Here is a 25,854-nt window from a genome sequence, read left to right on the forward strand (position 1 = left end):
GCGCTCACCACCACGTCTCGACAAGGGACGCAATCACTCGACGAGGCGTCGGCGACGCCGCACCACGAGGATCGCACCACCGACGAGCAGGATCAGCGCCGCCGCGGCCGTGCCGATCACCAGTGCGGGACTCTGCCCGGATGAGGCGAGCGGATCCGACGCGTCGACCGGCGGTGCTGCGGTCACGCTCGGTGAGGGGCTCGGCGTGGGGGTCGCGCCCGCATCCGCCAGTGCCACCGCCGCGGCGCTCGAGGCGCCGACGAGCCCGTCTCGGTAGCCGTCGTACCTCGCCGACACGGCCGAGATGCCCGCGGGTACGACGACCTGTGCGGTGGCGCCGGAGGCTGCCGCAAGGGACATGCGTGCGGCGACGCCGACCCGAGCGCTCCCGCCCGAGACCGGCACGGTGGCACTCCAGCCACCGCCCGAGAACGTCACCGTCCCGGCGACATCGCCGCCGTCGCCAGCGGTGACGGTCGCCGTCACCGTACGCTGCTCAGCGGCGAGAGTCGTGGTCGAGGTGACCGCTGCCACGGGGCCCCACGCGTGCATGGCATCGAGGACCGACTGGGTGACGCTCACAAAAGCACCATGGCGCGGGCTGGCCGGTAGGCCGCCCTGTGCTCGCACCCTCCACTCGGCGCGCTGCGAGAGCCGGTCGTTCTGCGTGCTCGACGCGATCGCGCCACCGTCGGTGAGGAAGGCGCGATAGCCGCCGGCCCCGTAGTTGTCGACGAGGAACACGTAGCCGTCGCCGGAGTTGTTCGGGTCGCCCTCGTTGAGCTTCACGATCTCCGGGCCTTCGCCGGCCTGACCGGTCTGGAGCGAGGTCATGTGGGTGTCGGTGAGCTGCCAGCCGGTCGCGGGATCAGCCGTCCAGTTCGACGAGGTGGTCGGCGCCGTCAGGACCTGGGAGCGCTCGAGGAAGATGTCCTTGCCCGCTTCCAGCGGACCCGCGGCGCCTCCTTCTTCGTTCTTGGTGAAGCGGTAGTAATAGTCGCCGATCTTGGTGACCGTGGAGTCGATGCGGGCGTATCCCGTGTCCTGCCAGCTCGTCGGTGGTGCGGTGAACGTGTGGAAGTCACGGGTGATCACGGCGAACATGCGGGCGTACAGGTTGTCGCTGTTCGTGTGGCTCGCATCGGAGTACAGACGCGACGCGAAGAACACCACGTATGACTGCAGCTGGTCATCCCAATACGCCTCGGGAGCCCACGTCATGCCGGCGGCCGGCTGGTTGACGGTGATGCCGGAGTTCTCGCCGTTGGTGCGGGTCCAGGAGACGAGGTCGGTCGACTCCCACACCTCGATCTTGAGGCTGCCGTTCGATTGAGCCGGCCCCCATCCGGTGCCGCAGCTGATGCACAGGTCGGTAGCGACCATGTAGTACTTGTCGCCGTCCTTCGAGCGAAGGATGTACGGGTCACGCAGACCGGTGGTGTCCGTGGTGGAGGTGATGACGGCCTTACCCCCGTTGACGGGCGTGAAAGTGAAGAAGTCGTTGCCGGTGGTCGCCGCCTGGTAGATCTTCTCGTCGCCGTCGGACTTGAAGTACGCCGCCGCATAGCCGGCATCCGGCGCCCAACGCCCGAGTTCAGCGACGCTGACCGTGAAGGTGCGCTCGGCGCTGGCGCCGTTCAGCACCGCGTGCGCGGTCAGGGTCACGTTGCTATCGCCCGCTCCATAGGCTGGCCGGCTGACGAGCCCGCCGCCGCGGTAGGGATCGGCCACACCGACCGCGGGAGCGGTGTAGGCGGCATCCGTGGGCGTGACGAGCGACGCGTCCGAGGACGACCACGTGATCGCCGCGCCGTTGACGGCGCCGACAGTGACCAGCGGTAGGTTCTCCGTCGTGCGAGGAGCGAGGGCGATCGCGTCGAGGTCCGCCGCGATGCGCGGAGCGACGACGGTGACATCGAAGGTGAGTGTCGAGCCGAGCGAGGTCACAGCGCTCAGGGTGACGGGCGTGTCGCTGGAGATCGCGCGTGTCACCACTCCGGCGGTCGAGACGACCGTCGGAGCCGAGGACGACCAGGTCAGGGTGATGCCGTTCACCGCTGCCGGGAGCGTGAGGTTCGACGACACGCTCGCTAGCGCCGTGTTGGCACCGAGCATCTGGGCGAGCACGTCGCCGCGCAGCAGCGCCGCGGTCGTCGCCGTCTTCTCCTGCGCGGTCGGCATGCTCGCCGACACCTCGGTCGACGAGAGTGCCACGTCCCACAACTTCACATCGGAGACGTCGGCCCGCAGCAGCGGGTCGCCCTGGTAGAGCGAACGCCCGAGGTAGCCCAGCACTGAGCCGGTCGGGATGATCGAGCTCATCGAACGGTTGTGGGTGAGGCTGGAGATGACCACGCCGTCGCGGTAGAGCGTGAGCGTGTTGCCCGAGCCGACCATGGTGAGCGTCGTGAATCCGGGGTTCAGCCCGCCGCCCGCGGGCAGGCGCGACTCGCCGTTGTCGTTGCCGCTCTTGACGCGGATTGCCGCCAGCACCTGGTCGTTGTAGCCGCCCTGCGCTGACCGCGGGCTGAGGAAGATGTGATTTCCGAGCTGGCTGGTGTTCCAGGGCCCCACACCGTCACCGATGACCCACCCGAAGTGGTTGGCGGAGGTCTGCGTCGACACGGTGTACTCGACGGTGAAGTCGTTGTCCGTGCCGGTGATCGGTCCCTGCGGCAGCGCCGCATAGCCGTCTGCCCGGAAGCGCAGCACCGCGTCACCGGCCGCGTCGACGAATGACCCGTCGGTGAATCCGGTGAGAGTCGCGTTGCGTCCGTTGCCCGAGACGTCGAGCAGCGTCGATCCGCTGTGCGACATGTCGTAGTGGGCGGTCGGCGTCGGAACGCCGGCGGCGGTCGCGGCGACGGGCAGCGCCATGCCGACCCCAGTCAGGGCCAAGACACCGGCGACCGCCACGGCGATCGTCCGGCGAACGGTGGCGGCGGATGCCGCGGAAGCGCGCGGAAGTACGGCTGATCTCATCATCGAGACGGTCCTCTTTCGGGGGGGGAGGTGTGTGGGGAAGGGTGAGGTGTCAGAGTCCCTGCGCCAGGCGGTAGTACGCCTGGTTCCAGCGCAGTTCCTTCTGGAATCCGCGGACGGTCGTGTCTTCGTCGATCACCAGCAGTTCTGTGCCGGCCATGTCAGCGAAGTCACGGAAGACCTCGATGCCGACCGCCGTCGTCATGACCGTGTGGTGAGCGGCACCGGCCGTCAGCCAGCAGGCGGCGCTGGTGGCGAAGTCGGGCGCCGGCTTCCAGATCGCCCGACCGACCGGCAGCTGGGGAAGGTCGGGAGCCTCGACGTTCTCGACCACGTTCGCGACGAGACGGAACCGGTCGCGCATGTCGCTCATCGCGACGACCACGGCGGGACCGGGGTCGGCCGTGAAGACCAGACGCACCGGGTCGTCCTTGCCGCCGATGCCGAGCGCGTGGATCTCCAGGCGCGGCTTCTGCGTGGTCAGCGACGGCGACACCTCGAGCATGTGCGCCCCGAGGATCTTCTCGTCGCCCTCGACCAGGTCGTAGGTGTAGTCCTCCATGAGGCTCGCCCCGCCGGGCAGGCCCGCGCCCATCACGTTGGCGACGCGCACCAGGATGGCGGTCTTCCAGTCGCCCTCGGCGCCGAAGCCGTAGCCCTCCGCCATCAGCCGCTGCACGGCGAGGCCGGGCAGCTGCGTGAGGGCGCCCAGGTCTTCGAACGAGGTTGTGAAGGCGCCGAAGCCGCCGGCCTCCAGGAACGTCCGCAGACCGATCTCGATGGCCGCACCGTCGCGCAGCGACGAGTGGCGCTCGGCCCCGGGAAGCAACTCCGCCGCGACGTCGTACTCGGCGAGGTACACCTGCACCAGGGCGTCGATGTCCGACTCGGATGCCGCGGCGACGGCATCCGCCAGTTCGTTGACGCCCCACGTGTTCACCTGCACACCGAAGCGCAGTTCGGCTTCGGTCTTGTCACCCTCGGTGACGGCGACGTAGCGCATGTTGTCGCCGAATCGCGCGAGCTTCAGCGTGCGGGCGGCCTGCCATCCGGCGGCGGCGCGCTGCCAGTCCTCCACCTGCCGGCGAACGGCCGGGTTCGAGACGTGACCGACGACGGTCTTACGCGGAACACCCAGACGCGTCTGGATGTAGCCGAACTCCCGGTCGCCATGCGCGGCCTGGTTGAGGTTCATGAAGTCGAAGTCGATGTCCTCCCACGGCAGCTCGACGTTCGCCTGCGTGTGCAGGTGCAGAAGCGGCTTCTGGAGGGCATCCAGGCCCGCGATCCACATCTTGGCGGGGCTGAACGTGTGCATCCACGCGACGATGCCGATCACCGAATCGTCGCTGTTGGCGTCGAGGGCGAGGCGGCGGATGCTGTCGGAATCGGTGAGCACCGGCTTCCACTCGATCGTCACGGGAAGTCCCGCCAGGCCGGCAGCGACCTGCTGCGACTGGGCGGCGACCTGCTTCAGCGTCTCTTCGCCGTACAGCCCCTGGCTGCCGGTCACGAACCAGACGGTGTAGTTCTCGAGAGTGGTGGAGAGGGTCATGGTGTCTTTCCGGTCGTTGAGCGCGGCACGAGGCCGAGGGGGAATCGTGGGTCAGAGGGCGGAAACGGCCGCGGCCTCGACGGCGAGGCCGGCGCGGTAGCGGTCGAGGTAGGCGGCGAAGCCGGCCGTGTCGGCCGCATCGGGGGCGACGACGGAGGCCGCGGCATCCGCGAACACCACGTCGTCGAGGTAGGCACCGAGCGTGTGGGCCGTCTTTGCGGCGACCGCGCGGCGGAAGGCGGCGAGCACGGCGATGCCCCATGCGCCCCCCTCGCTGGCGGTATCGCCGACGGCGACGGGCGCGTCGAGGGCTGCGGCGAGGAAGCGCTGCGCGACGCCGGCCGTGCGGAATACGCCGCCGTGCGCATACATGCGGTCGAGCTGCACACCCTCGGCGTCGAGCACGTGCATACCCAGAGCAAGCGTGCCGAACACGCCGTAGACCTGGGCGCGCATGACGTTGGCGAGGCTGAAGGCGGAATCGGGGGTGCGCACGAACAGCGGCCGGCCCGCGGTGAGTCCGGCGATCGGCTCGCCCGCCAGGTGGTTGTAGGCGAGGAGGCCGCCCGCGTCGGCGGCGCCGTCGAGCGCTTCGCGCAGGAGCACCTCGAACACGGCGTCGTCGTCGAGCGGCGTTCCGGATGCGGCGGCGAAGCGGCCGAACAGGCCCGCCCACGCCGCGAGCTCGCTCGCACCGTTGTTGCAGTGGACCATCGCGACCGGATCGCCCGCGGGCGTGGTGACGAGGTCGAGTTCGTGGTGCTGGGCCGCGAGCGGACGCTCGAGCACGACCATCGCGAAGATGCTGGTACCGGCGCTCACATTGCCCGTGCGCGGAGCCACAGCATTGGTGGCGACCATTCCGGTACCCGCGTCACCCTCGGGGGGACAGAACGGGATGCCGGGCCGCAGCGTGCCGCGCGGATCGAGCAGTGCTGCCCCCTCGGCACTCAAGATGCCGGCGTCGGCACCGGCCGGCAGCACCTCGGGAAGCAGGGCGCGCAGCGGCGGGATATCCCCCGGCGCCAGGGCATCGAAATGCGCGACCAGATGCTCGTCGTAGTCGGCCGTGCCGGCGCCGATCGGGAAGACGCCCGACGCATCGCCGACGCCCAGCACGCGACGACCGGTCAGCTTCTCGTGGACGTAACCGGCGAGCGTGGTGACCGCGGCCAGCCGTGACACGTGGGGTTCGCGGTCACGCACGGCTTGGCGCAGGTGTGCGATCGACCACCGGAGCGGAATGTTCACGTCGAACAGTGCCGACAGCTCCGCCGCCGCCGGGGCGGTATTGGTGTTGCGCCAGGTGCGGAACGGCACCAGCAGTTCTCCGTCGGCGTCGAACGCCAGGTAGCCGTGCATCATCGCCGAGATGCCGATGGCGCCCACGGTCTCGAGGCTCACGCCGTGGCGACGTTCCACATCGGCAGCGAGATCGGCGTAGGCATCCTGAAGCCCGGCCCAGACCGCGTCCAGCGGATAGGTCCAGAGTCCGTCCTCCAGGCGATTCTCCCAGGCGTGCGAGCCGACGCCGAGCACGGTCGCCGGATGGGCGGCGTCGATGAGGCATGCCTTGATGCGCGTCGACCCGAACTCGATGCCGAGAGTCGTGCGTCCCGTGCGGACCGCGTCGGCCGCGGCATCCTGGATGTCGGTCATCGCCGGTCGTCCGATCCCTGCCCGTACACGTTCTGATAGCGGTTGTAGAGCGCGTCGATCTTGTCCTGCGGGATCGGGATGAGCTCGCCGCCCTGACGGGCCAGATGCACCGTGCGGGCGACGTCCTCGCACATGACCGCTGCCTTGACGGCATCCTTCGCGTTCACTCCGATGGTGAACGGTCCGTGGTTCTGCATGAGCACCGCGCGGCTGCGGTGGCCACGCAGCGTCTCGACGATGCCGCGACCGATCGAGTCGTCGCCGATGATCGCGAACGGTCCGACCGGGATCGGTCCGCCGAACTCGTCGGCCATCGCCGTGATCACGCACGGAATCTCCTCGCCGCGGGCCGCCCACGCCACGGCGTAGTCGGAGTGCGTGTGCACGACCCCGCCGACCTCGGGCATGTTCCGGTAGACGTAGGCATGTGCAGCGGTGTCGCTCGAGGGGCTGCGCTCGCTGCCGGCAGTGCCGGCGATGACGGCGCCGTCGAGATCGCAGAGGATCATGTTCTCGGGCGCGAGGTCGTCGTACGAGACGCCGGACGGCTTGATGACGAACAGGTCACTGTCCGGAACCCGACCCGACACGTTACCGCCGGTCCAGACCACAAGGCCGTAGCGGACGAGTTCGCCATGCAGTGCCGCCACGTCGGCGCGCACCGCGTCGATCCGCTCCTGCAAGGCGGCGTCGATCACGATCGCCTCGCCACTCATCCGTTCCTCCGTTTCGTCAGCGCCCTCTGGAGCAGAACGAAGACGAGGAGGATGCCGCCGGTGATGATCGTCAGGTACTCCGGCTTGATCGAGCCGTCCTTCGTGATGATCATCCAAAGCGCGGCCAGCACGAGCGTGCCGACGACGGAACCGAGCACGTAGCCCACCCCGCCGGTCAGGAGTGTGCCGCCGATGACGACCGCGGCGATGGCGTCGAGCTCCCAGCCGATGCCGGTGACGTTCTGCGCCTTGCCGCCGACCTCGGCGGTGTAGACCACGGCCGCAAGGCCGGCGAGCGCACCGCTGAGGACGTAGATCCACACGCGGGTACGTGCCACCGGGAGGCCCATGAGTTGCGCCGACGATTCCGCGCCGCCGATCGCGTAGATCGTGCGACCGGTGCGGGTGCGGTGCAAGAAGAAGACGGCGGCAATCACGACGATCACGGCGACGAAGAAGCCCGGCGTGAGGACGAGGTCGTTCGTCTTGGGGCCGTCGATGAGCTTGAAGTCCGTGGCCAGCAGGAGGATCGGCGAATCATCCGGTGCGTGCACGGGAACCGTCGAGAGGATCGAGGCGAGCCCGCGTGCCAGGAACATCATCGCCAGCGTCGCGATGAACGGCTGCACGTTGAAGAACTGGATGAGCACACCCGAGACGAGTCCGAACAACGCGCCGAAGACGATCATCAGCACGATCGCCACCCAGCCGTTGACCCCGATCGACATGAGCATCACGCCCGCCACCGAAGTGAAGGCAACGACCGCGCCGACGGAGAGGTCGATGCCGCCGGAGAGGATGACGATCGTCATAGCGACCGCGAGGATGATCGTCGGCGCGAAGCTGACGAGCAGGCTCGACATGGTGCCCAGGTGGAACACGCGGCCGTAGGCCACCTCGGCGTAGACGAGCATGCTGATGAAGAGCACGACCGCCGCGAGACTCGGGATGAGCGACTGGCTGCGACCCCAGAGTCGCGACCATGTCGTGCCCCGCGGGGTGACGATCGTCGCCGTGCCGCCGGACGGCTCGGTGCGTTCGCGAGTGGTGGATGCGTCGCTCATGCGACGACCTCCTTCGGCTGCGTGGACTCGGCAAGAGGGGCCTCGGGGGTGCGTGAGCGGTTACCGCGACGCAACACGAGGGAACGGACGCGCTCGGACTGCAGCAGCACCAGCGCGACGATCACGACCGCCTTGAAGGCCGGAGTGGCCGCCGCCGAGACACCGAGGAAGAGCACGGTTTTGTTCAGCGTGGCGATCAGCAGTGCGCCGATGGTCGAACCCACGATCGAGAACTTGCCCCCGGCGAGCGAGGTGCCGCCGATGACCACGGCCAGGATCGCGTCGAGCTCCATCTGATAGCCCGTGCCCGACACGTCGACGGTCATGACCTCCGACACGGTGAACAGGCCGCCGATCGACGCGAGCACGGCCGAGAGGACGTACACCGCAATGAGGATCGGGCGCGGCCGGATGCCGGCAAGACGGCTGGCCTGCGGGTTGATGCCGATCGATTCGATCATGAGTCCGAGAGCGGTGCGGCGCATCACGAGCGCGACGATCACGACGATCGCGATCGCCAGGACGAAGCTGAGCGGCAGCCCGAGGAACTGGCCGTTGGCCAGGGCGCGGAAGGGCGCGTTCTCGGCATTCGTGTTCTGCCCGCCCGTGATGACGCGGGCGATGCCGCGGCCGGCGAGCATCATGACCAGGGTGCTGATGAACGGTTGCAATCCGACGACCGCGACGAGGAAGCCGTTGACCGCGCCGAGCACGATGCCCAACAGCACGGCGAGACCGATCGCAGCGAGCATCGCCCCGACCGAGGTCGGCTGACCGAGGCCGCTCAAGGTGACCATCGCGATCGCACCGCCGACGGCCATGACCGATCCGACGGAGAGGTCGATGCCGCTGGTCGCGATGACGAACGTCATACCCAGGGCGATCATGACGATGGGCGCCGACACCCGCAGGATGTCGAGCACGTTGCCCGACAGCTGCCCGGTCGTGGGGTTGACGCCGACCGAGAGGTACGACGGGTCTTTGACTGTGTTCAGCGCCAGCAGCAGAACGATGCCGACGATCCCCCAGAACCAGGGGGTGCGCACGAGCGCCCTCAGACGGTTCATGCCTGTTCTCCTTCGACCTTGTCGGCGAGCGCGTCGGCGCGCGCTTCGGCAGCGGCTTCCGAGTCGGCGGCGATGATCGACACGATCCGCTCCGCGGTGACATCGGGGCCGTTGACGACTTCGCCGATCTTCTGGTGGTCCTTCATGATCACGATGCGCTCGGAGAGGCGGACGACCTCTTCCAGCTCCGATGAGATGAAGACGACGCTCATGCCGCCTTCGGCCAGCTCGGCGACGGTCTCCTGGATGTCGGCCTTCGCGCCGACGTCGATACCGCGCGTGGGCTCGTCGAGCAGCAGGAGCTCCGGGTCGGTGGCGAGCCAGCGGCCGAGCAGCACCTTCTGCTGATTGCCACCGGAGAGCAGCCGGATGGGACGGTCGGGATCGTTGGGTCGCACGCTGAAGCGCTCCATGTACATGGTGACGAGGCGATCGACCTCTTTCGCGGGGACGCGGCGCAGCCAGCCGCGCTGCGCCTGGACGGCGAGCATGATGTTCTCGCGGATGCTGAGGTCGCCGACGATGCCGTCTTCACGGCGATTTTCCGTGGAGTACGCGATGTGGTTGCCGAGGCCGGCCACCGGCGAGGCGATGCCCGCCTTCGCACCCTTCAGGCGCACGGTGCCGGCATCGGGCTTATCGGCGCCGAAGATGAGGCGGGCAAGCTCCGTGCGGCCGGAGCCGAGGAGCCCCGCGAACCCGACGACCTCGCCCTTGTGGATCTCGATGTCGGTGGGAGCAAGCGCACCCTTGCGGGCGATGCCCTCCGCGGCGTACACGGGCGTGGCGGTGCGGTCGCGCTCGTCGACCTGACGGTTCGAGCCGAGGGCACGCAGCGCGCCGAGGTCTTTGCCGATCATCTTCGAGATGAGAGCGGTGCGATCGAGGTCGCGCTTGAGGTACTCGCCCACGAACCGGCCGTTGCGCAGCACCGTGATGCGGTCGCTGATCGCGTACACCTGGTCGAGGAAGTGCGAGACGAAGAGGATAGCCACGCCCTGATCGCGCAGCTGACGGATGACGCCGAAGAGGGTCTCGACCTCTGCGGCATCCAAGCTCGACGTCGGCTCGTCGAGGATGAGCACCTTCGACTTGGTGACCATGGCGCGGCTGATCGCGACGAGTTGCTGGAGTGCGATGGAGATGGACTGCAGGGGGGCGCGGGGGTCGAGGTCGGCGAGACCCATCTCGGCGAGCACCTCGTGCGCCCTGGCGTGGGTCTTGCGCCAGTCGATGCCGAACAGTGAACGGGTCTCGTGCCCGAGCATCACGTTCTCGCCGATGGAGAGGTTCGTGCAGAGGTTGACCTCTTGATACACGGTGGAGATTCCGGCGGCTTGAGCGGAGGCCGTTCCGGAGAAGCGGCGCTCCTCGCCGAAGACGAGGATCGAGCCGGAGTCGATCTGGTACACGCCCGTCAGCGCTTTGATCAGCGTCGACTTTCCGGCGCCGTTCTCGCCCATGAGGGTGTGGACCTCGCCAGGCAGCAGGCGGAAGTTCACGTCATCCAGCGCCTTGACGCCGGGGAACGTGATCGACGCGCCGCGGACTTCGACGATCGGGAGGGGTTCGGTCACCACGTGCAGACTTCCTCGTTGAGGGGGTGGGATCACCACGGCGGGTGAGGTGGTGGGACGGGGAGCGCCGGACAGACGCTCCCCGTCCCCGCTTTTTCGAGAGGGTTCGCTCGTCGCGGCTTAGAAGCCGAGACCCTTGTCGAGGGCCGTCTTGGCGGCCTCCGGGGAGTCGAACGTGGCGCTCTTGACGATGATGGTCGAGTCGACCTTCTCGCCCGCGAGGGCCTTCTTGACGGCGTCGACGGCGTCGGTTCCGAAGAAGGGGTTGTACTGAGCGACGAAGCTCAGGTCACCCTTCGACAGCGCCTCGAGGGCGCCCTTGGTGCCGTCGATCGTGGCGATCTTGACGTCGGTGCCGGGCTTGAGGCCCGCAGCGGTGACGGCCTGCGCCGCACCGATGCCCATCTCGTCGTTCTGAGCGAAGATGAACTGGATGTTGTTGTTGTTCGCCTTGAGGACGGTCTCGATGACGGACTTACCCTCGTCGGTCTTCCAGTTGGCGGTCTGCGCGCCGACCTTGTTCCAGCCGGACTTGCCCGACAGAGCGGCGTCGAAACCCTCGTTGCGCTCGTTGACGACAGACAGACCCGGAACGCCCTCGAGCACGAAGTAGTTCGCGCCGCTCGGGAATGCCGTGGCGGCCCAGTCGCCGACCGACTTCGCAACCTGCTTGTTGTCCGGCGCGATGCGGGTGACGTAGAGGTCGGACGACGCGTCGACACCGCGGTCGAGCAGGATGACCGGGATGTTGGCTTCCTTGGCCTTCTTCAGCTCATCGCCCCAGCCCGAAGCCTCGGTGGCGGTCAGCAGGATGACGTCGACCTCGTCGTTGACGAAGGTCGAGAAAGCGTCGAGCTGCGACTTCTGGTCGCTGGGGCTGGCGGCCGGGGCGTACTTCAGGTCGAAGCCGGCGTCCTTGGTGAAGGCGTCCTTGATGGCCTGCTCGTTGGCGTTGCGCCAGCCGCCTTCGGGGCCGACCGCGACGAAGCCGACCGTGATGGGCTTGTCTCCACCGGCAGCGGCGCTGCCACTGCCTGCAGGCTCAGCGTTGCCCGAGCATGCGCTCAGACCGATGACCATGGCGCCGGCGGCTGCGACCGTGAGCAGTCCACGGAATCCGCGTGTGCTGATGTCCATTCTTTCTCCTCCTTGAGAGTTCCCCCGCGGCGATTGCGGAAGATGTGTGGTGCCCCGGGGGGCGCATGGATGGTGCAAGGTCGATTGTGCGCGCTAACAATTCGCGAACACAAGACCCTCTTCGGCTTTCGTTACCAGTTTGTTACCGCGAACAGGTGCGGGGCGAATCCGCGCGCCGCAAGCGGTCAGGCGGAGGGCGCCGCCGTCGAAGACCGCAGGATCAGCTCGGGGGCGATCAGCGCGTGCTTTCCCGTGTCATTGCCATCGATGGCGGCGATGATCAGGCGGAGGGCGAGGGCCCCGAGCGACGCGAAATCCTGACGCACCGTCGTCAGCGGCGGAAGGAAGTGGCGCGCATCGGGGAGGTCGTCGAAGCCGATGACGCTGACATCCTCCGGCACCCGTCGTCCGCGCTCGAGCAGGCCGTGCACGATGCCCAGCGCCATCTGGTCGTTGGCGGCGAACACCGCAGTGGCCGAGGCGAGCTGACGGGACCGACCGATCTCGTAGCCGCGGTCGCTGGTCCAGTCCCCCTGCACCATCGGGCCTTCAGGCAATCCCGATGCCTCGAGCTCGTCACGCCAGCCCTGCCAGCGCGCACGCGCGTCGTACCAGTCGAGCGGACCCGCGACGTGTGCGATCGTGCGATGGCCGAGCGAGATGAGGTGCGACACGGCGGTGCGCGCACCCGTGTACTGATCGACGGCCACCGTGTGCAGGTGCGGATCGGGCTCGGCCTTGATCACGAGCGTCGGCATGTTGGAGCTGTGCTCGCGGAAGAGCTCCAACGCCGACGAGCGCGGAGCGATGACGCACAGGGCATCGATGCCCTGTGCGACCAGATCGTTGATACCGGTCGAGATGCTCTCGGCATCCTCGTCGGAGGTCGAGAAGACGCTCACAGAGTACGCGCTCGCCCGCGCAGCCTGTTCGATGGCTCGCAGGGTGCTGTTCGGTCCCCACTGCACGGGGCTGTCGACCAGCACGCCGATGCGCATCGATTTGCTCGTCGCCAGGGCGCGGGCGATGGAGCTGCGCGTGTACTGCATCTCGTCGATCGCCTGCAGCACCCGAGTGCGCGTGGACTCGCGGATGTTCGGGTGACCGTTGAGCACCCGAGACACGGTCATGTGCGAGACACCGGCGTGATTGGCCACGTCGTAGATGCTGGGTTTGGCCCATCCACGGCCGCTCTGCTCAGCCATCTGCGCCCCTCCCCTGAGAAAGCCTCGCACCCACGCTCTGCCGGCGCGACCGTTCCGATGGAGATCTCACACGCTCGGGAGCGGATGCCTCATCGTTTCACACTCCATCCGACACCCCGCGCGCCGACGCGCCGACGGCGCGAACGCCTCAACATCACGGCACCGACGACCAGCGCGGCGAGACCGAGAAGTCCGAGCTCCACAGAGACGGTGCCGCCGGTCGCCGGCAGCGAAGTCACCCCCGCCGTCCCCGGCAGAGGGGCGATCACGACAGTGAGCTCGACGCCCGACGCGCCCGCCTCGGGCGTCGCGTCGACGAGCGGGAGGCCCTCAGCCACGAGCGCCCTCCGAGGTCCGTTCCTCGACCGCCGCACGGCGGCCCTGCTCGCGGGCATCCGCCACGAGACTGTCGACGCGGCGACGCGAACGCAGGCGACCCCAGAACGCAGCGAGAACGAGGAGGACCATGCCCACGACGACGAGCAGCTGCGATACCGGCGGCGCCCAGAGCGCCGTACTCGCCGACGTTGCAGCCACCGCCGGGGTATCACCACCGATGGTGAGGGCACGCGGCGTGAGCGAAATCGTCGCCGGAATGTAGACGGACGGCCACACGTCGTCGACGACGACCCGAATCGTGCGCCGATCTCCCGGCAGCAGGTCGGCGACCGCCTCCCCCGGCGCGGGGAACTCCACGGTGCGCCCGCCCAGCGCGACGGTGCCGACGGCCTGCACGCGTGTGTTCCCGTCGTTGACCACGTCGAAATCCACCACGGCAGACCCGGGACGCAGGGGGTTCCATCCGATGTGATACGAGCCCGCGGCAGCATGCAACGAGGCCGCCGGCTCGATCGTTCCCGCGACGCGGGCCGCGATACGGAATCCGACCCGACTTTCGACGCCGACGCGCGCGGCGCCATCAGACCGCTTCACCGAAAGCACCGACGCAGTGATTCCCGCCGAGTGATCTCCGGGTTGCGCCGTGGCCGGAACGGCGATCGTGAACGGGACGATCACCGTCGCGCCGGCGGGAACAGTGACGCTGTCGGCGACCGAGATCCACCGGCCGGCATCGACCGAGGCTGCTCCGTCGGCGAGGATGTCGAATCGACCGGTCGGGGTGGTGAAGCCGTCGGCGGCGGTCAACCGGAACGTCACCTCCGCGTCGCCGACGTTGCGTACGGCGAAATGGTCGGCCGCGCTCTGACCCGGATCGAGCCTGACCTCCACCGAACGCCGCCCGTCGGGCCCGCTGGCATCGGCCGGCACGACCGACCACCGAACGCCCGGCGCGGCATCGTCCGCGTGCGCCTCCAGGGCCGGCGCGATGGCGAGAGCCGGCGCCGCGCTCAGCACCACGGCGACGGCGAGCGCGCTGGCGAGACGAGCGAGGCGGGCGACCATGGCCGGTCGGAGGGGGGTGCGCATAAGTGCGGCTCCTCGGGTGGGACAAGAGGGACGAAGGGAGAGCCGGATCGCCGGTCGGCGTCACGGCGACGTCTGCTCGCCCTCCCAGAGAGTGATCGTGATGGTGCCCGAGTACGCGCCGGGGGCGACGGTCTTCGGCACCTTGAGGAGCAGGTCGGCCCCGGCCGTCCAGCTGCCGACAGCGGCGGCGCTCTGCGCGTCGAGCGAGAGCGCGAGGAGCTCGTTGCCCACGAGCCCGACGTTGTTCTTCACTCCCTGCACGGGGTCGGGGTCGAGAACCGTCGTGACCGGGTCGCCCTCGGCCACCTCGCCGTTGCCCTGTGCGATGACCATCTTCGGCGTCCAGCCGAGGTGACCGGCGTCGATGCTGTTCTGGCCGGAGGTGAGCGCACTGGCCTGTCCGGTCACGTACCAGAAGACGCCGGCGGGGACGTTTTGACGGTCGTCGGTGACGGTGACGTCGGGCAGCGCCCCGCTGAACGCACGGATATCCGGATCGGTGGAGGCGACCTCGCTGAGCGCAGTCGATCCGGACGCCACGCTGAGTGTGAGCGCGCCGATTGCATCGATCTGCACGGCGACGCCGACCTGCTGGTTGCCCATCTCATCGTCGTTGTTCGCGGCGAATGCAGAGCCAGCACCGCCGACCACGAGCACACACCCGAGGGCCGCGGCGGCAGCGCGCAGCAAGACGGCGTTGTTCATTGCATGTCTCCGTTCTCCGAACGGCGTCTGTGCCGATCTGGATGCTGTCGACCCGACGGTGGGTCTAGGACTCCGAGAGATGTTAGCGATAACGATCAGCGAAAACGGTAACGCTTTCATAACGCGCCGAGCCGAGACCAGCGAGAGGACCTCCCCCTCGTGACGACGCACAGATGGACCCTTGACACCCTCTCCGACCGCCCTCTACGGTTGGCCGCGCCGGCATTGTTTCCGGTAACACAAGCGCCGACCGCTTCACGGTCGTCGACAGAGCGATGGTGCCCACCCCGCGCCGAGACGGAGAGGTCTCGGCGCCCCTCTGGCGGCGCCACGGTGATCGAAGCGATCGAGATGATCGATCGAGATGATGCAGAGGAGCCCGCGCATGACCACGCGCCCCAGAGCCCGATTCCCCCATTCCCGCGCGCGGAGCTCCCGATTGAGAACCCGCGGCGGCGCCGCCCTCACGGCGATCGCACTCTCGGTCGCGGGTGCCGTCGCGCCGATGGCCGCCCACGCGGATGCCGGGTCGAGCCCGATCATCCACTATTCCTTCGATGCGGCGTCCGGCACCTCCGTCGCCGACACGAGCGGCAACGGAAACGACGCGACACTCCGCCTCAGCGGCGCCAGCGTGGCGGACGGGATGCTGTCTCTGCCGGGCGGATCGTCGGCCACCGCTGCCTACCTCGACATCCCGACGAGCTCCCTCGTGGGCAAGAAGAACGTCACCATCTCGACGTGGCTCTCGCCGCGCACCGGTGCGGCGAACACCGCCGCCGCCTTCATCGGTGCTCCGCTCGCGTCCGGCGCATCGTTCTCATCGGGCTACTGGCTGCTCAACCCCACCAACCCCGCGGGCTACGTGAAGTCCGTCGTGACGAACGGTACCGACGCGGGCGCACCGTGGGGTACCGAGGTCGGGGCAGGGTCGACGAGCGCCGCCACCTCCGGAGCGCGCACCCCCGCGGGACTCAGCCTCTACACGACCGTCATCGACGGAGCGAACGGCCAGCTGCGTGTCTACCTCAACGGCACACGGATCGCGCAGAACACGATCACCCGCGATCTGTCCTCGTTCGGATCCTCGCTGGTGGCCACCCTGGGCCGTTCCACCTACAACGATCCCGGCTGGAGCGGGCTCGTCGACGACTTCGCCGTCTATGCGAGCGCGATGTCGGATGCCGATGTCGCGAGCCTTTACAGCGCTCAGGCTCTCGATCGCGCCGTCGCCGCTGTCACCGTGCCGAGCACCGTGACCGACAACTTCACCCTGCCCACCCGCAGCGCCGGTGTCGCGGTGGCCTGGCAATCGGATGGCGCCGCCATCGCGTTCTCGGGCGGATCGGCCACAGTCACCCGCCCCTTCGGTGGCGCGGGCGATGCCCGGGTGACCGTGACCGCCACATTCACCAGCGGCACGGCGACACGTACGCGCACCTACACGGTGCTCGTCGCCCAGCAGCTCACCGATTCGCAACGCGTGACGCAGGACCTCGCGGCCCTCAGCGTGCCGGGTCTCGACGACATCCGGACCAACTTCTCGGTCCCCACGCTCGGCGCACAGGGCTCGGCCCTGACCTGGTCGGTGACCACCGGTGCCGCATCGGCGACGGTGCGTGATGGCGTGCGCTCCGACTCCCGCACCGTCGCCGTCGCCCGTCCCGCCGCGGGCGCCGCGGCGGCGACCGTCGAACTGACGGCGACCGCGCACAGCGGCACCGCCAGCGCGACCCGCACCTTCACCGCGCGGGTGCAGCCCATGCCCGGGGGCTCCACCCTCACCGAGGCCTACTTCTGGACCTTCTTCACGGGTGAAGGCCAGGGCGCCGAACGCGTGAGCATCGCGGCATCCAAGGGCAATGACGCCCTGAGCTGGAACACGCTCAACGGGGGCCAGCCCGTTTTCACATCCACTGTGGGCACGCAAGGCTTGCGTGACCCGTTCATCCTCCGCGCACCGGGCGGTGACCGGTTCTACATGATCGCCACCGACTTGAAGGTCGACGGCCTGGCCGGTGGTTTCACGACGGCGCAGATCTCCGGCTCGCGGTACATCGAGGTGTGGGAGTCGAACGATCTCGTCACCTGGTCGGCGCAGCGACACGTCAAGGTGTCCAGCGATTTCGCGGGCAACACATGGGCTCCCGAGGCGTACTGGGACGACGAACTCGACACCTTCGTCGTGTTCTGGGCCTCCAACCTGTACCCGACGGCGAACGATGCCGACCGCACCGCGGTCACGTACAACCGCATGATGTACGCCACCACCGACGACTTCGTGACGTTCTCCGACCCGAAGCCGTGGATCGATGTCCGCCGCGGCGCCGGTCTCGGCACCATCGATTCGACGGTGGCCAAGGTCGGCGACGTCTACTACCGGTTCACGAAGGACGAGGCGAGCATGACGATCCGCGAGGAGAAGTCGACGAACCTGCTCGCGACGATCGCCGGGTCGCTTCCGGGCGCAACGGGCGCGGCAGACCAGTGGACGCTCGTCAAGGACCAGGTCGCCACCGGTCTCGCCAACGGCGAGCCCAACGGCCTCTATTCCAGCGGCGAAGGGCCCAACATCTTCCCCGCGAACCCCGGTGACGTGAACGGGCTGAACTGGTTCTTGTTCATCGACCAGCCGAACTACCACGGAGGCCCGAACCACTACGTACCGTTCGGAACCACCTCCCTCGACGGCGCCGCGTGGCAGCCGCTGGGCCAGAAGCTGCGTCAGGGCCTGCCGCAGAACGCCGATGGGGGCAAGCCACGCCACGGCACGGTGCTGCCGATCACCCGTGCCGAGTACCAGAAGGTGCTCGCCGCTTACGCACCGGACATCGCGGTCGCGTCGGTGTCCGCGATGGACGTCACGACGACCGCCGGCACCGCGCCTACGCTGCCGCGAGCATCGCTCACGACCGTCAGCGGCGCTGCGCGCACCGTCGACGTCGTGTGGGACGCCATCGCGCCTGCGGCCTACTCCCGACCGGGGACGTTCACGGTGCGCGGCATCGCGCAGGATGACTCCCGCATGCCGGTCGAGGCTACGGTTACCGTCACGGCCGCCTCCCACGTCGCGTTCACGACGACGGCACGGTGCGTCGTGGGCAAGGTGGCACTGGTGGTGACGGCGACGAATGAGGGCGGTGGAGCCGCCACGATCGCCCTGCAGTCGCCGTACGGGTCGAAGACGGCCGCGCTCGCCGACGGCGCCACAGCGTCGTACGCCTTCACGACGCGCATGACGACCATGCCTGCGGGCTCCCTGTCGGCGACGATCACCCAGAGCGGGATCACCTCGACGGTCGCGGTCGCCTACGCAGCGCGCAGCTGCGGCTGACACCTCGACATCCGCTCGGATAGGCGGCGGGGTCCGCGCTTTCGGCGCCGGGCCCCGCCGTCGTACCCTCGATGCATGTCCGTGGACGATTCGACCCGCGATTCCAGCCCTGCCGTCGCGGCCGCCGCGGTCGACGCGGTCGGCACCGTCGTGGACGCCGTCGACCGCGCGATCGACGAGATCACCGGGATGCCGACCGACGACGGTCGCATCGAGGTGTTCGCCCACGGTGGCGCGAGCCTCATCGGTGAGCGGCGCGGGCCGGTTGACGCCGCGCGCACCGTCGTGCTCGTGCACGGCATCGGGATGGGGCGCAAGGTCTTCGGCGATCTCGTGCAGCGCCTCGAGGAGGACACACTCGTCGTGGCCGTCGACCTCCCCGGCTACGGCGATTCCCCCGAGCCGCAGCGCACGCCGACGATGGAGCGGATGGCCGATCTCGTGGCGGCGTACCTGCGACACCTGGACCGCGGGCCCGTCGTACTGCTCGGCCATTCGATGGGCACGCAGGTCGTCACCGAGGTCGCCGTGCGCCACCCCGCGGCGGTGTCGCACCTCGTGCTGGTGGCGCCGACCGTCGACCGGAGGCGCCGGCATCCGTTGACACAGCTGTCCCGCCTGGCCCGCGATCTGTGGGGCGAGAGCCCGAAGGTGCTGCTGCTCGGCGCACGCGAATACGTCCGAGCCGGGCCGCATCTGCGGCGCAAGATGCGGGCGATGCTGGTGCACCGCCCGGAACACGCGTTTCCGCGGGTTGCGGCGCCGGCGCTGGTCGTGCGCGGCGAGCGTGACCTGGTCGTCCCCCCGGAGTGGTTCGAGGAAGTGGTCGCGACCCTTCCGAACGCCCGTTCCTTCGTGGTCGAGGGCCACCGTCACGAGACTCTCATCCGCACGGCCGCGCCGATGGCGGCGGAGCTTCGACGGTGGCTGGCCGCAGGGTGAACCGTGGCGGGGGTCAGGTTGAGGAGAGCTCGGCGACCAGCCGTGTGATGGTGTCCTCGTCCGCCGCGACTCCGGTCTCCGCCAGGCGCGTGCGCACGGCCTTGTCGACGGTCGCGGTGTTCTCGCCCTGAACATCGGCGCGCAACTGGGCGACGATGCCGTCGAGGCGCTCCTGTTGCGTCGTCGCGTGCATCTCGAGACGCGGTTCGTCCTGCGAGTTCTCCGCCCCCGCCCCGCCGGGCTCCTCTGCGGCGCTCACTGCTCTGCCTGCTCGTCGGTGCGCAGATCGGGATCCATCCCCGCCTGGATCGCCGCGCTCTCCACAAACCCGTCCGGCACCGATACGGGGTCGGCGGTCTCGCGCTGACCCGACTCGACGGTCTCGCCGTCGGCCACGCTCCCGCTTTCCCACCCGCCGGCCGGGTCGGCGTTGATCACGCCCTCGGGCAGGTCGTCACGATCGTTGGTCATGGGATTCTCCTCACGTCGAGTGAGAACACTGTCTCCGCTCGTTCCGGCGCCGCCCAGGCCCTTGACGTCGCCGACCGAGACAGAGTAGTCGGGGCGTCGTCGCATCTCAGACGGCGCGTTCGGCGAGCAGCGCGCGATGCTCGGGGTGCGCGGCGAACCAGTCGGCGACATACCAGCACACCGGGCTGATCACCCGGTGTCCGCTGGCGGCGACCTCCGCCACCGCACGCGCGACGACCTCGCCCGCATATCCGTGACCGCGGAACGTCGGCACGGTGTAGGCGCGCGTCATCGCGACAGTCCGGCCGTCATCGCGGTAGTCGAGGACGCTCACGATGTCATGGCCCTTGCGCAGGGTGTAGCGCGACGCGTCGGTCTCGTTCGTGAACGAAAGATCATCGCGTTGCTCTGCGGTCATGGCGTCTACGCTACGCCGAAGCCCGCGCCACGAGGGCCGGGCGCGGCAGGGCGGACGGGATCAGCGGGCAGAGACGCGAGCCACGCGTCGACCTCGCGCTGGCCGCGGAGTCGCACCACGGGGTCGCCCGCTGCGATGCGCGCCTGCATGCGGGCACGCGTCTTCGGATAGCTGGTCCACGCCCACCGGATGATGTTCTCCTCCGGTTCCCACCGGAACCACGACGCGATGCGCTCACGGTTGCCGTGCCAGAGCTCTTCGCGCAGGATGCCGCGGCGCACGGTGCGCGCGACGACCCGCCGCATCACGAGGTTGCGAGGATGGTCCAGCCAGACGACGATGTGCGCACCGCCGGGGGTGCCCGGCTCCATCAAACCCTCGAGACGCGTGTTCCAGTTGCCGTCCGCCACCCAGCCGTCGGGGTGCGCGTCGAGGAAGACGCGCACGCGTCGGCGGGCCTCATCGACGTCGCGATAGGTCCATCCCTCGTCCCAGAACACCTCGTCGAGTTCGAGCCGCGGAACTCCCGTGCGCGCGGCGACCATCTGCGCGAGCCGCGACTTTCCCGAACCCGATGTCCCGACGATGCGGATGCGGGTGGGGTGGGAAGCGTTCACGACCATGCACTCTGTCACATTCCGTCATCTTGCGGCGCCGACACCCGTGCGGTTTGACACATCGCGACGCGGTTCGTCATAATCGGCCTCATGACTGACAACGCACGCACTCTGTCCGCCCTGGAGGCGAACGGACCTGCCGGCATCATGATGATGCCGCGCGTTGCCCTGTGTTGCCGAATGTGCCACTGACGGTGAACCCCGCCGGGTGCGCCCGCCGACTCTGACCCACTCGGTCGGTCGGCCGCCACCCCCCGAGCACCGCGCCGCGCACAACGCGGATGCCGGCTGTCTCGCACTGGCCCTCGCATCGCATCCGATGCGGACCTCTCCGGGCCCCTCGCAACACACGCTCGAACCCGCTCTCGGCTCACTGCCCGGGTTCCGCCTCCGAAGGACATTCCCGTGTCGAACACCGCTCTTCTCGCCTCGCCCGCCCCCGTCCGCCACCTGCACGCCGTCAGCGACACCGCTCCGCGCCGCCCGGCTCTCGCCGTCCCGGCCGCGCCGCCCGCCCCGACCACGGCGACCGGCAGCATCCCGGTGGGCACCGCCCCGCGCGGCTTCGCCCTGTACGTCGGCATCGATGAGGTCAAAGCCGCCGCCGACGGCGTCTCGCTCTCGACTCTCGTCGAGGCCCTCCGCCGCACGCTCGGCGAACTCGCGCCCCACGCCGAGACATACGCCACGGTCGCTCTGGCGCCTGCGGCAGCCGGCGGCCGCGATGTCGACGTCGTGCGCCTCGCCCTGCACGAGCCGAGCGCCGTCGCCCGCACCAAGCAGGACGAGCCCGAAGACGATCACGTTCCCGGAGGCGTCACGATCGACATCTCGCGTCGACGCGTGCACATCGAGGGCGAGTCGGCGCAGCTGACCTTCAAGGAGTTCGAGCTGCTGCAGTACCTCGTGCTGCGCGAGGGACGCACCATCGAGCGCACCGAGCTCGTGTCGTCGCTGTGGAGCCACGCCGACGCCGACGACGCACCGGGCGAGCGCACGATCGACGTGCACGTGCGCCGTCTTCGCGCCAAGCTCGGCCGGTACGAGGAGATCGTGCGCACCGTGCGCGGCATCGGCTACCGCTTCGACCGTCACGCCGACGTCGTCATCCGCTACGGTCACGGCACGCCCTCCCCCGACCGGTTCTGATCGCCGCCGGCGGCCGACGACCGCCGGAGTGTCGGAGGCGGTGACATAGGGTGGCCGCATGACCACGCGGGAGAGGATGCCGGTGCGCCCGCCGGCGCCCCCGCGACCGGCATCGACACCCGATCCGCGGCCCGCGCCGTCCCGACCGATCGAGACCGAGTACCGGCCCGCGACGCCGATCGACGCCGCCCGGGCGATCCGTTACCAGCAGCGGGGAACGCACGACCCGTCACAGCTCGACGACCAGGGCGTCATCTGGCGGGCGATGCGCACACCAGAGGGCGTCGCGACGATCGCGATCCGCGTCGAGCGGACGCGGATCCGCGCCGCCGCGTGGGGCGGCGGAGCGTCGTGGAGCCTCGATCAGCTTCCCCGCCTGTGCGGCGCGGACGACGATCCCGACGGCTTCGAGGCGCACCGGCATCCGGTGATCGCCGACACCCACCACCGGCACCCCGGCCTCCGCCTCGGGCGCACCGACCTTCTGTTCGACGCGCTCGTCAGCGCGATCTTCGAGCAGAAGGTGACCGCCGTGCAGGCGTTCGGTGCGTGGCGGATGATCCTGACCTGGTGCGGGGAGCGCGCCCCCGGCCCCACCCCTCGGCCGATGTTCGCTCCGCCCGCCGACTGGCACCGCATCCCCAGCTGGACATGGCACCGGGCGGGACTCGAGCCGCCGCAATCGCGCACCATCGTCGAGACCGCCGCGCGGCGCACGTCGCTGGAGCGGACGGCGCACGATGCGACCTCCGCCGATCGGGCGCTCACGAGTCTGCGCGGCGTGGGAGCGTGGACGAGTGCGGAGACGCGCATCCGGGCGTTCGGCGATGCGGATGCCGTCAGCGTCGGCGACTACCACCTCGCCCATCAGGTGGGCTACGCGTTGACCGGACTCCGCGTGGACGACGACGGGATGCTGGAGCTTCTCGAGCCGTGGCGGGGGCACCGCCAGCGGGTGATCCGCCTGCTCGGTCTCAGCGGCCGCCTCGAGCCGCGTCGGGGTCCGCGCCTGGCGCCCGAAGACCACCGGGCCCGCTGACGGGGCGGACCGGCGCGGCATCTCCTAGGCTGACACCATGACGCACAACGGGTGGCCACGCGGCCGCATCGGCTGGATGATCGGAACGATCGTTCTGCTGGCGGCCGGCGTGCTGTTCGGTCTCATCATGCAGAACGTGTGGCTCGGCCTCGTGCTCGCCGTCATCATCTCCATCGGCTGGCTGATCGCCTACGAGTCGTGGCGTGGACGCAGCCCGCACCTCGACGATCCCTGGGACGACGGCGCTCAGCTCTGACGCATCGGCGACGCGCTCCATCACGCGCAGTCGCGTTGCCCGCAGGGATGAGCCGACCCCTAACATGAGCGCATGATCGTGAGCTCCCGCATCCTCGCCTTCGGCTATCGCGCGGTAGCCGCGCTCGTCATCATGATCGGCATCGCGCGCGTGTCGGGACTGTGGACGGCGAATCCCAGCTGGTCTTCGTTCCTCTACTACACGGTGCTCAGCAACGTGCTGTGCCTGGGCTGGATGGTGGCCTCGGCGATCGTCACCCTGCGCGACGCGCAGCGTGAGGGCTGGAGCGGAGCGTCGACACCATCGGCGCGCGGAGCCGCCGCCGTCATGGAGGCGATCACCGTCACGATGCTGATCTACCTCTTCGTCTTGACCCCCGCGCTGTTCACGCAACCGGGCGCCTACCAGCCGTTCACCCTCACCGACAACCTGGTGCACATCATCACGCCGATCCTCGTCATCGTCGATTGGCTGCTGTTCGTACCGAAGGGTTTGCTGCGTCGCTATGACCCGCTGCTGTGGGCGCTCATCCCCTACGCCTACCTCGTCTTCGCGTTCGGGTGCAGCGCGCTGGGCGGACGGTTCGCCGGGGGTACGAGGGCACCCTACCCGTTCATGAATGTCGCCACGAACGGCGTCGGCGGGGTGGCGCTGTGGATCGTCGGGCTCACGGTCGCGCTCATCGCCGTCGGCTACGCGTTCTTCGGCCTCGATAGGCTTCTCGCCCGCACCGGACGCGAACCGCGCCCTGCCGGCTGACCGCTCACGCGCTACATCTCCTCGTGGGTGTCGGGGTCGCCGCCCCACAGCCGACCGCGCTCCAGCGCGCTGATCGCCGTGATCTCGGCATCCGTCAGAGTGAAACCGAACACATCGGCGTTCTCCGCCTGCCGCGCAGGTGTCGCTGACTTGGGAATCGGCGTCGCGTCGAGCTGGGTGTGCCACCGCAGCACCGCCTGAGTCGGCGTCGCGCCGTGGGCCGCGGCGACGTCGGCGACGACCTGCTCCGTCAGCAGTTCGCTGCGCCGCGCCAGCGGGCTCCAGCTCTCGGTGCGGATGCCGTGGGCGGCGTGGAAGGCACGCAGCGCACGCTGCGGAAAGTAGGGGTGCATCTCGACCTGATTGACGGCCGGCGTCACGCCGGTCTCGTCGATCAGGCGGGTCAGCATCGCTTCGGTGAAGTTCGAGACACCGACCGAGCCGACTTTGCCTTCCTTCTGCAAGTCGATCATCGCGCGGAAGGTCTCGACGTAGCGGTTGACGCTCGGGTTGGGCCAGTGGATGAGGTACAGATCGATGCGCTCCAGACCGAGTCGCTCGAGCGACGCATGGGCGCTCTGGATGGTCTCCTCGTAGCCGTGCTCGCGTCCGGGCACCTTCGTCGTGACGAGGAGCTCGTCTCGGATGCCGCTCTGGCGAACGGCCTCGCCGACCTCGGCCTCGTTCTCGTAGTTCACGGCGGAATCGAGCAGGCGGTAGCCCGTCTCGATCGCCGCGACGACCGCGGCGATGCCGTCGCCTTCGCGCAGGTTGTAGGTGCCGAAGCCCAGCTCGGGAAAGGCGACGCCGTCGTTGAGGGTGACCGTGGGAATCGTGACCATGCCCCCACGCTACGCGCCGGTGGCTCCGCGTGCGCGGCGGTGTCAGTCGCCGATGAGCTCTTCGATGACAGTGAGCACCCCGGCATCCGCGTTGGACGGGGCCCGGAAGCGAGCGACGGCCGCCACGTCGGGATGGGCGTCGGCCATCGCGTACGACCACTCTGCCGCCTCGAGCAGTTCGATGTCGTTGAGGTAGTCGCCGAACGCCGCGGTCTGTGCGGCGCTCACTCCCAGCGCCGCCTGCAACGCGCGCAGAGCCACGCCCTTGTTGACCGTCGAATTCATGATGTCCACCCACCGCTCGCCCGACACGACCACCCGGTGGGTCTGGGCGAGGTCGGCGAAAGCCGGAGCCGTGTGCTGCTCGCCGCCGTCGACGTCGTAGATGGCGAGCTTCAAGATCTGGTCGTCGACCGCGAGCAGATCGGGCACGACCTGCATGCGCGCGTAGTAGGTGTCGACCTCGGACAGGAAAGCGGGGTCCGTGTCTTCGACATAAGCGGAGCGTTTGCCGCACACCACGAGTCCGGCGCGCAGGGTGCCGTCCGCGACCAGCGCGCGCAAGCGCCGCACGACGGATGCCGCGACGTCGGGATCGACCGCATCGGAGCTGACCTCGACATCCCCGCAGACGACGTAGGCACCGTTCTCTGCGATGAAGTCGAGTCCGGCCTCGACGCCCGTGAAGGCGCGCTGCAGAGTGGCGAGCTGGCGACCGCTGGCCGGCGCGAACGCGATGCCGCGCTGGCGCAACCGATCGAGCAGGGGCCAGAGGCCGTCCGGGATCGACCCGTCGGGCCGCAGCAGGGTGCCGTCCATGTCGACGGCGATCAGTCGAATGTCGGCGGCACTCACCCCTTCATCCTCCCCCACCGCACGTCGGCGGCGAGCGCCGCGAGCGGGGGATAACCCGAAGACGATCCGGGGGCGGG

24 protein-coding genes are annotated in these 25,854 nt (G+C 69.0%); 6 read left to right on the top strand and 18 right to left on the bottom strand.

The window, feature by feature from the left end; translation table 11 throughout:
• Nucleotides 1–33: 33 nt before the first annotated feature.
• From ITJ43_RS07725 to ITJ43_RS07780, 12 genes are all read right to left on the bottom strand, one after another.
• A complete protein-coding gene (locus ITJ43_RS07725) occupies nucleotides 34–2,985 on the bottom strand; it encodes an immunoglobulin-like domain-containing protein (protein ID WP_194583278.1) in 2,952 nt (983 codons plus the stop codon).
• Nucleotides 2,986–3,034: 49 nt separating this feature from the next.
• A complete protein-coding gene (araA, locus tag ITJ43_RS07730; RefSeq protein ID WP_194583279.1) occupies nucleotides 3,035–4,537 on the bottom strand; it encodes an L-arabinose isomerase in 1,503 nt (500 codons plus the stop codon).
• Between the two features lie 51 nt (nucleotides 4,538–4,588).
• The gene (locus tag ITJ43_RS07735) at nucleotides 4,589–6,196 is read right to left on the bottom strand and encodes a xylulokinase (RefSeq protein WP_194583280.1); all 1,608 of its coding nucleotides are present in this window, start codon (nucleotides 6,194–6,196) and stop codon (nucleotides 4,589–4,591) included.
• The gene (locus ITJ43_RS07740; protein ID WP_194583281.1) at nucleotides 6,193–6,912 is read right to left on the bottom strand and encodes an L-ribulose-5-phosphate 4-epimerase; all 720 of its coding nucleotides are present in this window, start codon (nucleotides 6,910–6,912) and stop codon (nucleotides 6,193–6,195) included. The genes ITJ43_RS07735 and ITJ43_RS07740 overlap by 4 nt, the downstream gene beginning before the upstream one ends.
• Entirely contained in the window at nucleotides 6,909–7,976 is a 1,068-nt protein-coding gene (locus tag ITJ43_RS07745) for an ABC transporter permease (RefSeq protein ID WP_228495608.1), read from the bottom strand. Before ITJ43_RS07745 ends, ITJ43_RS07740 begins: the two co-directional genes overlap by 4 nt.
• Nucleotides 7,973–9,043, bottom strand: coding sequence for an ABC transporter permease (locus tag ITJ43_RS07750; protein ID WP_194583282.1), 1,071 nt, complete (start codon nucleotides 9,041–9,043; stop codon nucleotides 7,973–7,975). Before ITJ43_RS07750 ends, ITJ43_RS07745 begins: the two co-directional genes overlap by 4 nt.
• Nucleotides 9,040–10,623 (bottom strand): sugar ABC transporter ATP-binding protein, encoded by a 1,584-nt coding sequence (locus tag ITJ43_RS07755; RefSeq protein WP_194583283.1) that lies wholly within the window; start codon nucleotides 10,621–10,623, stop codon nucleotides 9,040–9,042. Before ITJ43_RS07755 ends, ITJ43_RS07750 begins: the two co-directional genes overlap by 4 nt.
• 117 nt (nucleotides 10,624–10,740) lie before the next feature.
• The gene (locus ITJ43_RS07760) at nucleotides 10,741–11,757 is read right to left on the bottom strand and encodes an ABC transporter substrate-binding protein (RefSeq protein ID WP_194583284.1); all 1,017 of its coding nucleotides are present in this window, start codon (nucleotides 11,755–11,757) and stop codon (nucleotides 10,741–10,743) included.
• A gap of 185 nt (nucleotides 11,758–11,942) precedes the next feature.
• Complete coding sequence (locus ITJ43_RS07765; RefSeq protein WP_194583285.1) at nucleotides 11,943–12,962, bottom strand: LacI family DNA-binding transcriptional regulator; 1,020 nt, start codon at nucleotides 12,960–12,962, stop codon at nucleotides 11,943–11,945.
• A gap of 89 nt (nucleotides 12,963–13,051) precedes the next feature.
• Nucleotides 13,052–13,300, bottom strand: a complete 249-nt coding sequence (locus ITJ43_RS07770) for an LPXTG cell wall anchor domain-containing protein (protein WP_194583286.1) — start codon at nucleotides 13,298–13,300, stop codon at nucleotides 13,052–13,054.
• Nucleotides 13,293–14,390 (bottom strand): WxL protein peptidoglycan domain-containing protein, encoded by a 1,098-nt coding sequence (locus ITJ43_RS07775; RefSeq protein WP_194583287.1) that lies wholly within the window; start codon nucleotides 14,388–14,390, stop codon nucleotides 13,293–13,295. Before ITJ43_RS07775 ends, ITJ43_RS07770 begins: the two co-directional genes overlap by 8 nt.
• 60 nt (nucleotides 14,391–14,450) lie before the next feature.
• Nucleotides 14,451–15,095 (bottom strand): hypothetical protein, encoded by a 645-nt coding sequence (locus ITJ43_RS07780; RefSeq protein WP_194583288.1) that lies wholly within the window; start codon nucleotides 15,093–15,095, stop codon nucleotides 14,451–14,453.
• A gap of 439 nt (nucleotides 15,096–15,534) precedes the next feature.
• Here ITJ43_RS07780 and ITJ43_RS07785 point away from each other — a divergent pair, with 439 nt between their 5' ends.
• On the top strand, nucleotides 15,535–18,429 hold the full coding sequence (locus ITJ43_RS07785; protein ID WP_194583289.1) for an immunoglobulin-like domain-containing protein: 2,895 nt from the start codon (nucleotides 15,535–15,537) through the stop codon (nucleotides 18,427–18,429).
• A gap of 75 nt (nucleotides 18,430–18,504) precedes the next feature.
• Nucleotides 18,505–19,371 carry an alpha/beta fold hydrolase gene (locus ITJ43_RS07790; RefSeq protein WP_194583290.1) on the top strand — a complete coding sequence of 289 codons (867 nt, stop codon included), beginning with the start codon at nucleotides 18,505–18,507 and terminating at the stop codon, nucleotides 19,369–19,371.
• 13 nt (nucleotides 19,372–19,384) lie between these two features.
• On the opposite strand, the gene ITJ43_RS07795 is transcribed toward ITJ43_RS07790, so the two are convergent.
• The 4 genes from ITJ43_RS07795 to ITJ43_RS07810 all read right to left on the bottom strand — a co-directional run bounded on the left by ITJ43_RS07795 (nucleotide 19,385) and on the right by ITJ43_RS07810 (nucleotide 20,883).
• Nucleotides 19,385–19,630, bottom strand: a complete 246-nt coding sequence (locus ITJ43_RS07795) for a hypothetical protein (protein WP_194583291.1) — start codon at nucleotides 19,628–19,630, stop codon at nucleotides 19,385–19,387.
• Complete coding sequence (locus ITJ43_RS07800) at nucleotides 19,627–19,842, bottom strand: hypothetical protein (RefSeq protein ID WP_194583292.1); 216 nt, start codon at nucleotides 19,840–19,842, stop codon at nucleotides 19,627–19,629. The genes ITJ43_RS07795 and ITJ43_RS07800 overlap by 4 nt, the downstream gene beginning before the upstream one ends.
• A 106-nt stretch (nucleotides 19,843–19,948) precedes the next feature.
• Complete coding sequence (locus ITJ43_RS07805) at nucleotides 19,949–20,260, bottom strand: GNAT family N-acetyltransferase (RefSeq protein ID WP_194583293.1); 312 nt, start codon at nucleotides 20,258–20,260, stop codon at nucleotides 19,949–19,951.
• A gap of 5 nt (nucleotides 20,261–20,265) precedes the next feature.
• A complete protein-coding gene (locus tag ITJ43_RS07810) occupies nucleotides 20,266–20,883 on the bottom strand; it encodes a toxin (protein ID WP_194583817.1) in 618 nt (205 codons plus the stop codon).
• 399 nt (nucleotides 20,884–21,282) lie between these two features.
• On the opposite strand from ITJ43_RS07810, the gene ITJ43_RS07815 reads away from it, so the two are divergent.
• The 4 genes from ITJ43_RS07815 to ITJ43_RS07830 all read left to right on the top strand — a co-directional run bounded on the left by ITJ43_RS07815 (nucleotide 21,283) and on the right by ITJ43_RS07830 (nucleotide 24,080).
• Nucleotides 21,283–22,026: a winged helix-turn-helix domain-containing protein gene (locus ITJ43_RS07815; RefSeq protein ID WP_194583294.1), complete on the top strand. Its 744-nt coding sequence runs from the start codon at nucleotides 21,283–21,285 to the stop codon at nucleotides 22,024–22,026.
• Between the two features lie 58 nt (nucleotides 22,027–22,084).
• A complete protein-coding gene (locus ITJ43_RS07820) occupies nucleotides 22,085–23,065 on the top strand; it encodes a DNA-3-methyladenine glycosylase family protein (RefSeq protein WP_194583295.1) in 981 nt (326 codons plus the stop codon).
• Nucleotides 23,066–23,102: 37 nt separating this feature from the next.
• Nucleotides 23,103–23,321, top strand: a complete 219-nt coding sequence (locus ITJ43_RS07825; RefSeq protein WP_194583296.1) for a hypothetical protein — start codon at nucleotides 23,103–23,105, stop codon at nucleotides 23,319–23,321.
• 72 nt (nucleotides 23,322–23,393) lie between these two features.
• Nucleotides 23,394–24,080, top strand: coding sequence for a Pr6Pr family membrane protein (locus ITJ43_RS07830; RefSeq protein ID WP_194583297.1), 687 nt, complete (start codon nucleotides 23,394–23,396; stop codon nucleotides 24,078–24,080).
• Between the two features lie 11 nt (nucleotides 24,081–24,091).
• Here ITJ43_RS07830 and ITJ43_RS07835 read toward each other — a convergent pair whose 3' ends face one another.
• A complete protein-coding gene (locus tag ITJ43_RS07835) occupies nucleotides 24,092–24,922 on the bottom strand; it encodes an aldo/keto reductase (RefSeq protein ID WP_194583298.1) in 831 nt (276 codons plus the stop codon).
• 42 nt (nucleotides 24,923–24,964) lie between these two features.
• Entirely contained in the window at nucleotides 24,965–25,777 is an 813-nt protein-coding gene (locus ITJ43_RS07840) for a Cof-type HAD-IIB family hydrolase (protein WP_194583299.1), read from the bottom strand.
• Nucleotides 25,778–25,854: the final 77 nt, after the last annotated feature.

This window comes from Microbacterium sp. VKM Ac-2870 (assembly GCF_015350795.1).
GTDB lineage: Bacteria > Actinomycetota > Actinomycetes > Actinomycetales > Microbacteriaceae > Microbacterium.

Excerpts from the sequence above, each read along its gene's own strand:
- ITJ43_RS07725 (WP_194583278.1), bottom strand. The coding sequence starts at position 2,985 with ATGATGAGATCAGCCGTACTTCCGCGCGCTTCCGCGGCATCCGCCGCC.
- araA (WP_194583279.1), bottom strand. The coding sequence starts at position 4,537 with ATGACCCTCTCCACCACTCTCGAGAACTACACCGTCTGGTTCGTGACC.
- ITJ43_RS07735 (WP_194583280.1), bottom strand. The coding sequence starts at position 6,196 with ATGACCGACATCCAGGATGCCGCGGCCGACGCGGTCCGCACGGGACGC.
- ITJ43_RS07740 (WP_194583281.1), bottom strand. The coding sequence starts at position 6,912 with ATGAGTGGCGAGGCGATCGTGATCGACGCCGCCTTGCAGGAGCGGATC.
- ITJ43_RS07745 (WP_228495608.1), bottom strand. The coding sequence starts at position 7,976 with ATGAGCGACGCATCCACCACTCGCGAACGCACCGAGCCGTCCGGCGGC.
- ITJ43_RS07750 (WP_194583282.1), bottom strand. The coding sequence starts at position 9,043 with ATGAACCGTCTGAGGGCGCTCGTGCGCACCCCCTGGTTCTGGGGGATC.
- ITJ43_RS07760 (WP_194583284.1), bottom strand. The coding sequence starts at position 11,757 with ATGGACATCAGCACACGCGGATTCCGTGGACTGCTCACGGTCGCAGCC.
- ITJ43_RS07765 (WP_194583285.1), bottom strand. The coding sequence starts at position 12,962 with ATGGCTGAGCAGAGCGGCCGTGGATGGGCCAAACCCAGCATCTACGAC.
- ITJ43_RS07775 (WP_194583287.1), bottom strand. The coding sequence starts at position 14,390 with ATGCGCACCCCCCTCCGACCGGCCATGGTCGCCCGCCTCGCTCGTCTC.
- ITJ43_RS07780 (WP_194583288.1), bottom strand. The coding sequence starts at position 15,095 with ATGAACAACGCCGTCTTGCTGCGCGCTGCCGCCGCGGCCCTCGGGTGT.
- ITJ43_RS07790 (WP_194583290.1), top strand. The coding sequence starts at position 18,505 with ATGTCCGTGGACGATTCGACCCGCGATTCCAGCCCTGCCGTCGCGGCC.
- ITJ43_RS07800 (WP_194583292.1), bottom strand. The coding sequence starts at position 19,842 with ATGACCAACGATCGTGACGACCTGCCCGAGGGCGTGATCAACGCCGAC.
- ITJ43_RS07805 (WP_194583293.1), bottom strand. The coding sequence starts at position 20,260 with ATGACCGCAGAGCAACGCGATGATCTTTCGTTCACGAACGAGACCGAC.
- ITJ43_RS07810 (WP_194583817.1), bottom strand. The coding sequence starts at position 20,883 with ATGGTCGTGAACGCTTCCCACCCCACCCGCATCCGCATCGTCGGGACA.
- ITJ43_RS07820 (WP_194583295.1), top strand. The coding sequence starts at position 22,085 with ATGACCACGCGGGAGAGGATGCCGGTGCGCCCGCCGGCGCCCCCGCGA.
- ITJ43_RS07825 (WP_194583296.1), top strand. The coding sequence starts at position 23,103 with ATGACGCACAACGGGTGGCCACGCGGCCGCATCGGCTGGATGATCGGA.
- ITJ43_RS07830 (WP_194583297.1), top strand. The coding sequence starts at position 23,394 with ATGATCGTGAGCTCCCGCATCCTCGCCTTCGGCTATCGCGCGGTAGCC.
- ITJ43_RS07835 (WP_194583298.1), bottom strand. The coding sequence starts at position 24,922 with ATGGTCACGATTCCCACGGTCACCCTCAACGACGGCGTCGCCTTTCCC.